This is a genomic window from Pseudomonas sp. zfem001, assembly GCF_032621725.1.
Classification (GTDB): Bacteria; Pseudomonadota; Gammaproteobacteria; order Pseudomonadales; family Pseudomonadaceae; genus Aquipseudomonas; species Aquipseudomonas sediminis.
Genome location: NZ_JAVYJI010000001.1, coordinates 1,634,944 through 1,646,895 on the forward strand (window position 1 = coordinate 1,634,944; position 11,952 = coordinate 1,646,895).

General features: G+C 61.6%; 9 protein-coding genes. 2 read left to right on the top strand and 7 right to left on the bottom strand.

Annotation, left to right across the window (positions count from 1 at the left end; translation table 11 throughout):
* Nucleotides 1–21: 21 nt before the first annotated feature.
* From RTH74_RS07660 to RTH74_RS07670, 3 genes are all read right to left on the bottom strand, one after another.
* Nucleotides 22–3,624 (bottom strand): tetratricopeptide repeat protein, encoded by a 3,603-nt coding sequence (locus RTH74_RS07660; protein WP_316914265.1) that lies wholly within the window; start codon nt 3,622–3,624, stop codon nt 22–24.
* The gene (locus RTH74_RS07665) at nt 3,602–6,370 is read right to left on the bottom strand and encodes a bifunctional glycoside hydrolase 114/ polysaccharide deacetylase family protein (protein WP_420713127.1); all 2,769 of its coding nucleotides are present in this window, start codon (nt 6,368–6,370) and stop codon (nt 3,602–3,604) included. Before RTH74_RS07665 ends, RTH74_RS07660 begins: the two co-directional genes overlap by 23 nt.
* Nucleotides 6,371–6,730: 360 nt before the next feature.
* The gene (locus RTH74_RS07670; protein WP_316914266.1) at nt 6,731–7,336 is read right to left on the bottom strand and encodes a glutathione S-transferase; all 606 of its coding nucleotides are present in this window, start codon (nt 7,334–7,336) and stop codon (nt 6,731–6,733) included.
* An 80-nt stretch (nt 7,337–7,416) separates the two neighbouring features.
* On the opposite strand from RTH74_RS07670, the gene RTH74_RS07675 reads away from it, so the two are divergent.
* The gene (locus RTH74_RS07675) at nt 7,417–7,884 is read left to right on the top strand and encodes a MarR family transcriptional regulator (protein ID WP_316914267.1); all 468 of its coding nucleotides are present in this window, start codon (nt 7,417–7,419) and stop codon (nt 7,882–7,884) included.
* A 6-nt stretch (nt 7,885–7,890) separates the two neighbouring features.
* Here RTH74_RS07675 and RTH74_RS07680 read toward each other — a convergent pair whose 3' ends face one another.
* Both RTH74_RS07680 and RTH74_RS07685 read right to left on the bottom strand, forming a co-directional pair.
* Nucleotides 7,891–8,907: an alcohol dehydrogenase catalytic domain-containing protein gene (locus tag RTH74_RS07680; protein ID WP_316914268.1), complete on the bottom strand. Its 1,017-nt coding sequence runs from the start codon at nt 8,905–8,907 to the stop codon at nt 7,891–7,893.
* Nucleotides 8,904–9,356: a PaaI family thioesterase gene (locus RTH74_RS07685; protein WP_316914269.1), complete on the bottom strand. Its 453-nt coding sequence runs from the start codon at nt 9,354–9,356 to the stop codon at nt 8,904–8,906. The genes RTH74_RS07680 and RTH74_RS07685 overlap by 4 nt, the downstream gene beginning before the upstream one ends.
* Nucleotides 9,357–9,582: 226 nt before the next feature.
* Between RTH74_RS07685 and RTH74_RS07690 the strand changes: the two genes are divergently transcribed.
* Complete coding sequence (locus RTH74_RS07690) at nt 9,583–10,494, top strand: LysR substrate-binding domain-containing protein (protein ID WP_316914270.1); 912 nt, start codon at nt 9,583–9,585, stop codon at nt 10,492–10,494.
* Nucleotides 10,495–10,720: 226 nt separating this feature from the next.
* On the opposite strand, the gene madM is transcribed toward RTH74_RS07690, so the two are convergent.
* Nucleotides 10,721–11,485 carry a malonate transporter subunit MadM gene (gene madM / locus RTH74_RS07695; RefSeq protein ID WP_316914271.1) on the bottom strand — a complete coding sequence of 255 codons (765 nt, stop codon included), beginning with the start codon at nt 11,483–11,485 and terminating at the stop codon, nt 10,721–10,723.
* A 5-nt stretch (nt 11,486–11,490) separates the two neighbouring features.
* Nucleotides 11,491–11,892 (bottom strand): malonate transporter subunit MadL, encoded by a 402-nt coding sequence (madL, locus tag RTH74_RS07700; RefSeq protein WP_179543331.1) that lies wholly within the window; start codon nt 11,890–11,892, stop codon nt 11,491–11,493.
* Nucleotides 11,893–11,952 lie beyond the last annotated feature (60 nt).

Genomic DNA, 11,952 nt, shown 5'->3' on the forward strand with positions numbered 1-11,952 from the left:
TCCTCCTTTGAGAATCCTTGCTTAGCGCCCAAAACGGGTGCTGTAGGTAATACCCATGGACCCGCCGGCATCACCCTCTCCACCACGGGGAGCGGATTGATAGCCGAGGGTCACAGCCAACTCGTCATCACCGAACAACTCGACGCCAACCCCCAGGTTGATGCCGTAGTTGAACTGCTTTTCCGTCCACTGCCAGCCGGCAATGGTGTCGACCATCCAGGTGAACTGTGGACGGGTTCGATTCAGTGCGCCGGGGAAGCCTCGGCGCCAGGTGCTGGCGACGTAAACCTGGCCGTAACGATCCTGCATGAGCTCCTCGCCCAGGATCGTCGCCCCCGGCGTGGTATCGAAGGGTATGTAGGCGCCTCCGTTGGCGCTCAGAAGTTCACTGGGAACCTCGCTCTCGACACTGTTCTTCTGGTAATCGAGGCCGGTACGCAGCAGCCAGGAAGGGTCGTCGAAGAACAGCATGTGCCCCCACTCGACGGATACGCCATTGCCAGTGCCGAGCGCATCGCCGCTTCTCGAGCTGTAGCGGCTGTGAGTGATCGACCAGCTCAGCTGGTCACGCGCGGAAAAGCCGTGCTGACCTCTCAGGCCCAGGCCGTCACGCATACCCAGGGCGCGCAATAGCCCGGTGTCATCGGCCTGCCGGTGCCAATCCACTGCGATGCCCAGCTCATCTCGCGAACTCAGACGCCAGGTCCGCTCAAAGCCCAGGCCATGGCGGTCATCGTCATCGCGCAGACTGCTGTCGAGGTACAGACTGAGATCGCCATCGGAAAGCTCTCGACGGGTATGCAGCTTGAGATTGCGCTCATTACCCATCACCGCGCTGTCCAGGTTGGCGCTGTCGTAGCGCATCTGGTCGAGCTGCAGATCGGCATACCAGTCGTCGCCCAGATTGCGCGCAACGCGCAAGCGAGGTCCGGAGATATCCAGGTCGCCGAAGTCCATCTTCTGCCATCCCAGCTGAATACCCTGCGGTGAGCGCTCCAGCATACCGGTGGCCTGATAGAGCAGTTGCTGGCGAATGGATACCGGTTGCTCATCGCCCTGGGCGCTGAGCGCAGTGGCCAATGCCTCGCCGTCATGCCCAAGGCGAGCGAGAACCTCGACCTGATGTGCTACGTCCAGGCCGCCGCGCTGCAGAAGACGCTGCATCTGCTCACGGTTATCGCTGCGCAGCGCCTGCTGAATCTGATCGTAGTTACCTGGCTCAAGGCCACGCGCAGCACCCCACGCCAGCCAGTCGTCCTTGAGTGCCGCCTGGTTGCCCGCGTCCAGCCGCTCGAGGAAATGTTCGAACCAGAGTTGCAACGTCGCCTGTTCGCCGTTCCACAACTGCTTGGCTTGCGACAGCGATACCAACGAGCCCTGGCTACCGGCGAGCAGGCGCAGATACATGGCATAACCTTCCGGTGTAGCGATGATGCGCGAACGGTCCATATCCTTGAGCAATTGGCGACGCAGGCGCCAGGCCAGGTCGGCATAACCAGCAGCCTCGGCAGCATCGGCGTAAGCAGCCAGCGCCAAACGATCAGATGGATTGGACTTGAGGTGCTGACGGAACCAGAGCAAGGCCTCGCGAGTGTTGTTGAGCATCATATGGCCGGTCGCATAGGGCAACCACAGACGACTGTCAGCCACAGCCCGTGAGCGCCATTGCGGCAGCAGCGCTGCAAGGACATCGCGCTGGGCATTGTCGATGTAGAACCAGAGCATGCGCTGACGTACCAGGTTGTCTTCCGGGAACTGGGCCAGAGCCTGCTTGTAGAACGCGTTGGCCTGTTCGTATTGCCCATCCTGGGCGGCGAGCGCAGCACGGGCGAGCCAGTACTGCGAACTGCTACGGCCCGCCGGCGACTGCTCCGCTTCAGCCAGGAGCGCTCTGAGCGTATCCCAGTCACGCAAGGTCTCGGCCAGTTGCAATGCCACTGTCAACCGCGCCACCCTGCCGGTGCGCCGCCAACTTTCAACAAGGACCTGCAGGGCACGGCGCGGCTCTTTGTCCCAATAGATCCTTATCAGACGATCTTCATCATCCCTGCCCAACGGCACGTCGAGGCTGACAAGACGCTCGTAAGCCGCACGAACATCGGCATCCCGCTCAAGTTTCCAGGCTAGGTCAGCGCGTAACTGCCAGTACTGCGGGTCATCCACCGCGCTGTCGTCCACGGCGGTCAATACCGCCCAGGCCTTCTCAGGCTGAAAGAGGTTCCAATACACCTTGGCCCAGCGGATACGATCTTCGGTGGTGAGGCTCGTGCGCTCAGCCATGCTGGCCCAGAGCTCAGCTTCCTTGTCGAGCTGCTGGGTATTCTCCAGCAGCATGCGCAGGCGCTTGCGGGCAAACAGATGATTGGGGTAGCGCTGCAGATAAGCCCGTAGCCAGGACTCTGCGTCTTCAGGAGTGCCGCGGACCTCATGGCTGTATACCAGCGTGTCCACTTCCTGATCCGTCATCTGCCGCTGACGGTCGATGGCCGAGAGCGTACTGACCACCTGATCAAAATCGAACAGCTGCAATGCGTAGCGCCAGACACGCTCACGCATGGCCGGGTCTTCCTGATGAGCCAGCATCTGAACCCAGTAATTCAATGCCTGCTGGGTATGCCCGGTCCACTCAGCCAGGCGTGCCAGTTCAGCCATCAACTCGAAGTCATCGGGAGCCTGCGCCAGCAGTTGCGGCCCGAGCTGCCAGGCACGCTCAATGGCACCGGATGCCAGACTGAGGCGGAAATCGGCATTGAGTGCCCGATGATCATCGGACTTCAGGTTCAACCAGTGCTGAACGAAGGTCTCGGCAAGATCGAAGCGCTGCGCCGCCTGTGCAGCGTCCACACCTTCGGCAAGCCAATCCAGCGATTCCTGCTCGGCATCCAGCTCACCAAGATGCTCAGCCAGAAGCTCCGCGGCCTGCGCAGAGTGGTCTGCAGCACGCAAAGCGTTGAATGCCTCACGCAAGTGTTCGACTCGCTTTTGCGCATCCGGCTCTGCAGCAGCTAGTTGCAAGTAGAGCTGCGCAGCCCCACTTTGGTCATTGTTCGCCAGGCTCCACAGGGCAGCCTCGCCCAGCCAGTGGGTGCGTCGCTCGGCATCACGCTCGGCGAGCGCCTTGTAGGATTTCACGGCCACATCCAGACCACCGATCTCCAGCGCATAACGCGCAGTGCGCTCCAGCATGGAGTTATCCAGGTCAGCGATGTTCAGCGCCCGCAGTTCATCGATCAGCTGCGTACGCTGCGCGTCGCTGATACCGTCCGGATCGGCCTGAGCCCTGAGGATATCCAGCATCACCACATAGAATGGGGTAATGGCCGAAAGGCGGCCTTGCAGCTGTTCGAGGTACTCGCGGGCACGCTTGAAGTCACCGACCTGAATCAACTGATCGATCAGCCTCAGCCGCAGTTGGTCATCCTCGGGGTGTGCCTTGATCAGCAGCTCGGTATAGCTGATGGCCACAGCATCAGGCGCCGAATCGGCGGCCGGAAGGAATACATCCTCGCTCTTGTAGGACAGGGCCAGCAGCGCAATCACGAAGAGCGCGACAAGCACGATCATCCATGGGTTGAGCAGGCGCGTCTGGCGCTCACGTTTATTAGTTGCAGATAAGCTTTCCATCTCTCACCCGCTTCATTGGCAACTCGAAGTGCCAGATACCCTTGTCAGCCTTCGCCTGAAAGCGACTGCTCCCCACCTGAACCTGACACGCCCTGTCCGAGCGAACGCTGAACGTCAGCGGAAACTCTCCCTCGAAGGAAAACGTGACGTTTCTGTCATCGCTGTAACGCCAGTCAGTCAGCGGGATGTTGGCCTCCTCAAGAGACGGACGCGGATCACGCGTTTCGCGCAGCGCCAGCACGGCCTCAGATCCACTGAGGTGCACGTACCGCCCCTGCGGCAGATCTCGCACACCCGCAACGCCCTCGGAGCGCGACAGGTCGGGCCAGCCCAGAGCCGGGTCGAGACGCAGCGTGCGCATGCCCATGAGCCCCCTGACCAACCACGCGCCATCGCTACGTTTGGCCAGGCTCGCTCGGTAGAGGCCCTCTACCCGCTTGATGTAATCGCTCATCCACAGCGACAGGGGCTGGCTGTCGACCATGGCCTGATAGGTCTGCTTCATCACCCGAATGGAGGCCTGCTTGGTCCCCGAGTAGAAGTGGTAATACAGGTGAAAGCCTCGCAGGCGGCGTGGGCTGTCGGTCAACGCGAAGGTTTCCTGTACACCACGGAAACCGTAGTAGGGACCTGTCCATAGATTCGTATAGACGTTCTCGTTGATTACCGGCGCGTAGAAGTGCAGGCCTCCGGAGGTCGGACGAATCAAAGGATAGAGGCCGGTCAGCGAAGGGTAGGCATTGGTCAGAACCGTATTGCCGCCATTGACGTTGGGCAGACCGCTGTCATACGCCAGCTTGAGCGTCTCTGCACTGGGCATGGCATCACCCGACCAGAAGATCATCTTCACCGGCTTTTCAGGCGTGGTCAGGCGCTGGTTGATGTAGTCGCGCGCGCCCACGACCTCGCGCTGCATGTCCAGCGTCTTGTAGCCCGGAATGGCCATCATGTAGCCGTACTGCGCCTCGAAGTCTTCACGTTGCGATGACTTCTCCGGCTGCCAGAAGAACGGGTGACTGAAGGTATGGCTGGCAACCTCGACCTTGGGATCGGCAAAGATCTTGCGGGCGATCGGCTCCAGCTCACGAGCCAGGTGCGGATACATGCCCTTGGGGCCGACCTCGCCTTCGATCACCGACACCGAAGTCAGCAACGGATAGGGGGTAATGAAATCATCCAGTACCTGGATACCGGAGTAGGGAGTACCGGTTACTTCAGCGCGCGAAACGAAACCATCACCATCGAGGTGAACGGTGGCGATACGTCGACCGTTTTCCGTCGTCGTGTCGGGTCTGGGGATGGAAGGCAAGGCAAAGGCACGCTGGAGGAAAGCGAAGGGGTCGACAATCCAGCGACGGTGATCCAGCCCTTCCTCGAATACATAGGGAGTCAGCACGTATCCGCCCCAACTGCCCGTAGCGACAGGTACATAGCGCCTCTCACCGCTACGCAGAGCCACAGCGGCCTGGCTCACATCAGGATTGGTAACCGTCAGCGCCGGCAGCTCCCGGGTACGCAAGCGCATGGGCGCCTCGAACCCACCGACCAGCGCGGCATCATGCGATTCCAGCACGGCGTCATCGGCAATTGGCTGCGATAGGGTGCGAATACCAAGACGGCTGAGCAGGCTGTCGTTGTCCAGCGGCAGACCGGAAAAGAAAGCCAGCGGTACCTGTTCATCGAGCCGTTTGTTCAGCCAATCCTCGAAGATGTCGCGCTTCTCCGGGGCGCCACTGGTCATCCAGACCACGACGCCGGCATACAGTCCCTTGAGCGAACGCTGCGGCAACGAGGCGTCGGCAGGCCAGTAGTCGACGCGATAGCCCAGGTACTCGAGCAACCCACCAAGATAGATATGGCCGGGGTTGTCTTCGACCTCGCCTTCCCGAGGGTCATAGACCAGACCGATGCGGCGTGGCTGCACCTCGATGGAACTCATCCCCAACGCATTCAATTCAGGCGACGTGATGTAGGGAATGAAGCCCTCACGAACCAGGCGAGCAGCAAGTTCGCGTGACTCCTTGCGCCGCTCTGGGGGCAGGTATTCGATCGCCACGACCGGGATGCCTTTTGACCGCGCGTCATCGAGGTGCGGCAGCAACCAGTCGCGATCACTTTGCGGCACCTGGCGATAACCGCCACTTGCGGCGTCCCACCCTGCATAGAGGGACTCTACGGCTACGGCAGAAGCCACGCCCGGCAGCTCGGGTAGAACATCGAAGCCGCGATTGAAGAACAACTTGAGCTCGGGCTCGCGACGATGCATTTGCTGCAGAAGACTTTGCAGAGCAACGCGCTGAGGCTCCTGAAAAGCTTTGGGTTGGAGGTGAAAGCTGTCCAGTGTATCGAGAAAAACACCGTCGTAACCTTGCCCTTTCAGAGCACTGGCTCGGCCAAGGAGATAGTCGCGCCAGGCAGACGCATCGAGATCCATGACCTGACTGTTCCAGGCATTGTTTCTGATGCTGCTGGCAGCGCTCGCCAAGCCAGCCGCAGCGATATCGCCATGGTATTCACCGACCGACAGGTAAGCGAACACCGTGCGCCCCTGGGCCTTGAGATAAGCGAGGTCGGAAGCGGAGACATGTCCGGGCTCAACAACCACCCACTCGAACTGTGAAAGTTCGGGAAGCGGTGGCTCATCGGCGTACCAGAAAGCTACGCTGGAGGGCTGGGCAAGTGCTGTGCTAGCGAAAAACGCAACGGCCAGGCTGAAAAGCCCAGCTATTCCATTTGAGAATTTCAACTGATCAACCCACTGAACTGGAAAGCGTTGGCACGCCTACTTCTCTCGGAAACCTCCGGTGAGGCCTCCCCCCGTCACGTGCTGAAACTCTAGTCGACCCCTGGGCTTTGAGCACAATCGTGACACTTATATGTATCGGCATTGAATCAGCCCAACCAACAGACTGTCAATTTTCCGATAAAAATCCCAGACAGATGGCACTACGCCCTCATAGAGCGTCAATTAAATGTCCAGTCAAAGAGGGCGAGTCCGCCGCAATACTGGCTTATCAATATCGATTCAGGAAGCCTTGCACGAGAGCCCACACCTCTTTGACTTTTCATGACGGAGAGGCAAATCACACGCCTTTCGTACCGCTGCTCACACCGGCACACTGGCCTGCATTGAGGCGCGCTGGGCGAAGGCCTGCTGAAAGGCGGCCAGACCCGGATGGGCGGCGCGCCAGTCGAGGTCGGCGAAGCGGAAGTCCAGGTAGCCCAGCGCGCAGGCCACGCCAATCTGCGCCAAGTCGAGCGGGCCCTGTAGTCGTTCGACCTGGCGCTCCAGCTCCGTCAGCGCACGCTGCACCTTGCCCAGTTGGCCATCCAGCCAGGCTGGCCATTGCAGCTCGGCTGGCCGCGCTGCACGCTCGTAACGCGCCAGCAGGGCCGCATCCATCAGGCCGTCGGCCAGTGCAGCCAGACGCAGCACCTGCCAGCGCGCCGTGCCGCTAGGCAGCAGCTTCGCCCCCGGATGCAGGGTGTCGAGGTATTCGCAGATCACCCGGCTGTCGTATAGCGCCTCATCGTCATCGGTCAGCAGCACCGGAATCTTGCCTAGCGGATTGAGGCTGTTGACCCGCTCGTTGAGCGTGGTCGGCAGTACGGCAGTGTCGAGCAGTTCGATTCGATCCAGCAGGCCGGTTTCTGCGGCCAGCACGCGCACCTTGCGGGCGAAGGGTGAAGCCGCTGCGTAGATCAGCTGCATGTGCATGTTCCTGTGTCGTGTTGTGATGAAGCGGGTGGAGGCCTTAGGCTGTTCGCTACCTCAAGCGGCGTGAATATCCCATGGTCATCGAGAAAAAGATCAATACGGCGTCCGTGAACCTGAAATCTCTGGACCCACTGGACCATAGCCTCGAGCTGCTGCATTTCGGTTTCCGCGGCCTGACGGTGGAGGCCGACCGCTTTCTCGAGGCGCGCGGGCTGTCTCGTGTTCACCACCGCATTCTGTATGTGATCGCCCGCTCCGATGCAATCAGCATCGGAGAACTGGCCATCACCCTGGGCGTCAGTAATCAGGCGTTGCATCGTCCGCTGTCGCACCTGTTCGAGCAGGCCCTGGTGCAGTACACCCGCGAACCAGGTCGGCATCGCTTCAAGCTGCTGGCCCTGAGCGAGGCAGGCACGGCGCTGGAAGCCGAAGCCACCGAGCTCGAGCGGCGCACCCTACGCGATGCCTTCGCCACCATAGACACCGACGGTCAGGACGCCTGGCGCCGGGTGATGCTGGCGCTTGCCGAGCATCTGAATTGATCCGTTTCAGGTGATGCGCTCGCGCACCACGATGCACTTGGTCAGCGGCTGAATCAGCGCCTGTGGCGCGTCCTCCCAGCCCACCACCTGCGGATTGACCAGCAGCGGGTCGCAGCAGCCGCTGTGCACCAGATCCAGCACCTTGGGGATGTGCTGCTGCACGCTGCAGGCACCGACCGAAAAGGTGACGTCGCGCAGATACATGTCGAACAGCGGAATCTTCGGATCATCGAAGATGATGCCGATGCACGAGCAATGCCCGCCCGGTGCCAGCGCCAGCAGACCACGACGCAACGCCTGATGATCACGGGTGGCGGAGATCACCAGGTCATAGCTGCGGTCGAGGTCGCGCCCTGCCAGGTCGACACCGGCGCCACTGCGCGCGGCAAGCTGCTGGCGCAACGGATGATCGTCGAGGTAATCCACGCTGGCCGCACCGGCGGCCCGTGCCATCTGCACGGCGAGCACGCCGAGGCTTTCCGTGCCGCCGACCACCAGCACACGGGCATCCTTACGGGTGGCCAGCGGCCGGCTGGCGGCCACCCAGGCATCGGTGAGGTTGTCACTGGCGCTGGACACCGCCACGGGGTCGAGTCCCTCCGGCAATGGCACCAGCATGGCGTCGGCAAACGGCACCATCACCAACTCGGAGAACAGCCCACCCCAGTGACCGCCAGCAGGCACACCATAGGCGGCCATGCGCGGCACTGCCGTGCAGGCGCTGGAGCGCCCGACCAGGCATTGGGCACAGCTGCCGCAGGCGATCTTCCAGGGCACCGAAACCAGATCGCCACGGCGCAGGTTGCGCACGGCCGACCCGACTTCCAGCACCTCGGCCACGCATTCGTGACCCAGCGCGAAGGGCGGCTTGAACGGCGTGGTGCCAGCGATCAGACGGCGATCCAGATCACAGGAGGCCGAGGCGATGGGCCTGACCAGTGCACTGGCCGCAGTAGCAAGTTGTGGATCGGGCGCCTCGACCCAGGCCAGTTGGCCAGGGCCCTGAACCATGAGTTCCTTCATGCCTTGGCCGCTCCGATGACGAAGGTGGTGGTGGCCTTGGCGCACAGCTTGCCCTGTGCATCGAGGATGTGCGCGTCGCAGATCGCCAGGCTACGCGTGCGCTCGACCACCCAGCCGCGCACCCGGTAGACCTCGCCAGGGCGTAACGGACGCACGTACTTGACGTTGAGGTCCACCGTCGAGTGCGGCACGTCCGCCTCCAGGGTGGAGAACAGTGCCAGCGCCGCAGCGCCGTCCAGGCAGGTGGCCGCGAAACCGCCATGCACGGCCCCGGCTGGGTTCAGGTGACGCTGATCCGGACGGCCCTCCAGAGTGATGCTGCCCGCCTCCACCTGCACCGCATGGATACCCATGGTCTCGCCGATGGAAGGCGCCGGCAGTTCGCCGCGAATCAGGGCTTGCAGGGCCTTCAGGCCGGAGGTCGCGGATAGCGACGCGAAATCGTTCATGGCGGTACTCCTCAAACAGGAACGGCGCAGGGCGCAGGCGTTGACCTGTACCGATGCAAGACTGCCCGTACGGTAGCCCCTGCCCACCACTCACATCAACACTATTGAAATAACAAACAAGGGGGCATTCCAGACATTGCCGTCTGCAACCAAAGTCGCACCTACCAATCACCGCTCCCCCACGCGGATACGGCACAATCGCCTATCGCTGGAAAAGGACAGGCCGATGCTGATCGATGAAGAACTGACCCTGAAGAAGCTGGAGGTCTTTCTCGCCTTCATGCGCAGCGGCAACCTGGCGCGCGCGGCCAGCGAGCTGCAGACCAGCAATGTCAGCGTGCACCGCGCCATCCATTCGCTGGAAAGCGCGTTGCGCTGCCCGCTGTTCAAGCACGAGGGGCGCAACCTGATTCCGCTGGAGAGTGCCTATGTGCTGGAAGAGAAAGCCCAGAAACTGATCCAGGACGCCCAGGAGATGGTGCGCCTGACCCGCGAGGCAGCGGGCTTCGGCGCCGAGCGTTTCAAGCTCGGTGCGCTTTACTCGCTGACGGTGAAGACCGTGCCGCAACTGATCATGGGCCTGAAGCTGCGGCGCAGCGAGCTGAACATCGACCTGGTGCTCGGCTCCAACGTCGACCTGCTATACAAGCTGAAGAACATGGAGCTGGACGCCATCCTGATCGCCCTCGACGACAGCGTCAGCGACCCGGACTGCGAGCAGCTGGCGCTGTTCTCCGACGACATTTTCCTCGCCGCACCGAACGACTCGCCCTTCGCCGATCACGCCGAGGTGGACCTGGCCGATCTGCGCGACTCGACCTTCATCACCCTGACCCAGGGCTACGCCACCTTCCGTGACGGCGAGCGGGTGTTCCAGCAGGCCGGCTTCGAACCCAAGGTGGCGATGCAGGTGAAGGACATCTTCACCCTGCTCAGCATGGTCAGCTCCGGGGTTGGCTATGCACTGCTGCCAGGACGCGTGGCGGCGGTGTACGAGAACCGGGTGAAGCTGATTCCGCTACAGGCCAAGTACCACCTGCAGCAGCATATCGGCGTGGTCTTTCTCAAGGCCAAGGAGCGCGACCCGAACCTGCTGGCGCTATTGGCCGAGTGCCGGATGTATAGCCGGCAGTCTTAGAACCTGTTCACGATCTGCTGCGCGTCGGCCCTACTACGTTAAAAACAGGCTCGGACTGCTCATTTACAGCTCGTAAACTCCACGTCCTCGCCTGTTTTTGCCTTGTATGGCTCTAGCTCGCGAGATCGTGAACAGGTTCTTAGTCGCAAGCGTTGCCGCTGAAGCGCCTCCCACAGGGCAGCGCGTTCAGCCCGAATAAAAAGCCCGCCATGGCGGCGGGCAAAGGTCAGCCTAGAAGGCCTCGCATCAGAAAGTAGAGCAACGATGGGCCGAGCAGGCAGCCCAGTGCGGTGTAGAACGCCGCTGTCAGGCAACCGTATGGCACCAATTTCGGATCGGTTGCCGCCAGGCCACCGGCCACGCCGCTGGAGGTGCCCATCAGACCGCCGAAGATCACCGCGCTGCGTGGGTTGTTCAAGCCGATATAGGGCGCGATGAAGGGCGTCGCCACCATCACCAGAATCGCCTTGATCAGGCCGGCGGCAATCGATAGGGCCATCACGTCGGAGCTGGCGCCGATCGCCGCACCGGTGACCGGGCCAACGATGTAAGTCACCGCGCCGGTGCCGATGGTGGTCAGGCTAACTACATCGGTGTAACCAAAGGCCATGGCCACCCCGACACCCGCGACGAAGGAGGCGAAGACGCCGACGAACAGCGCCAGCACCCCGGCGAAACCCGCGCGTTTGAGTTCCTCGACACTGACGCCAAAACCGGTGGCGACGATTGCGAAGTCACGCAGCATGGCACCACCGAGCAGACCGATGCCGGCGAACAGCGGGATATCCACCAGACCTTTCTGGCCGCCGGTGTAGGCGCCGCCGATATAGGACAGCAGCAGACCAAGCAGGATAGCGATGGCCGAGCCATGCAGGCGGCCCTTGGTGAATTTGTCGGAAATCCAGTACGACACCCACATGGTGATGCCGATGATGGCGAAGCCGCTGAGCAGGCCGTAACTGGTAATGACCTTCATCAAAGATTCGTACATGGCTGTCACCGTGGCGCTTTGTTCAGGGAGGGGGCTACGTCGGTTTCAGGCTGCTTTTGCCCGATGCGGCTCAGTGCGGGGACCAGCGCAAAACCGATAGCGACAGCAGCGGTGCCAGCGAGAATCGCCATCGGGCCGCCTTTGAGGGCACCGTAGACGTTCTGCTGGGCGGCCATGGCGACCACGATGGGAATGTAGATGGCGCTCCAGAACTCCACGCCCTGTTCCGACTTGCCGGTGAACAGACCGCGGTTTTTCAGGTAACTGCCCAGGAAGATCAGCAGGATCATGGCGATCCCGACACCGCCAACGTTGGCGGGCACGCCGATGAGTTTGCCCAGCAGTTCACCGATGAAGATGCCTGCCAGGGTGCAGAACGCCAGAAAGGCGACACCGTAGATGATCATTGTTGTTGTCCTCGTTTCGTATCGAAGTTGTTGTTTTTGTGCTTCGGTAAACGCTACGGC

Excerpts from the sequence above, each read along its gene's own strand:
- RTH74_RS07660 (WP_316914265.1), bottom strand. The coding sequence starts at position 3,624 with ATGGAAAGCTTATCTGCAACTAATAAACGTGAGCGCCAGACGCGCCTG.
- RTH74_RS07670 (WP_316914266.1), bottom strand. The coding sequence starts at position 7,336 with ATGCAGCTGATCTACGCAGCGGCTTCACCCTTCGCCCGCAAGGTGCGC.
- RTH74_RS07675 (WP_316914267.1), top strand. The coding sequence starts at position 7,417 with ATGGTCATCGAGAAAAAGATCAATACGGCGTCCGTGAACCTGAAATCT.
- RTH74_RS07680 (WP_316914268.1), bottom strand. The coding sequence starts at position 8,907 with ATGAAGGAACTCATGGTTCAGGGCCCTGGCCAACTGGCCTGGGTCGAG.
- RTH74_RS07685 (WP_316914269.1), bottom strand. The coding sequence starts at position 9,356 with ATGAACGATTTCGCGTCGCTATCCGCGACCTCCGGCCTGAAGGCCCTG.
- RTH74_RS07690 (WP_316914270.1), top strand. The coding sequence starts at position 9,583 with ATGCTGATCGATGAAGAACTGACCCTGAAGAAGCTGGAGGTCTTTCTC.
- madM (WP_316914271.1), bottom strand. The coding sequence starts at position 11,485 with ATGTACGAATCTTTGATGAAGGTCATTACCAGTTACGGCCTGCTCAGC.
- madL (WP_179543331.1), bottom strand. The coding sequence starts at position 11,892 with ATGATCATCTACGGTGTCGCCTTTCTGGCGTTCTGCACCCTGGCAGGC.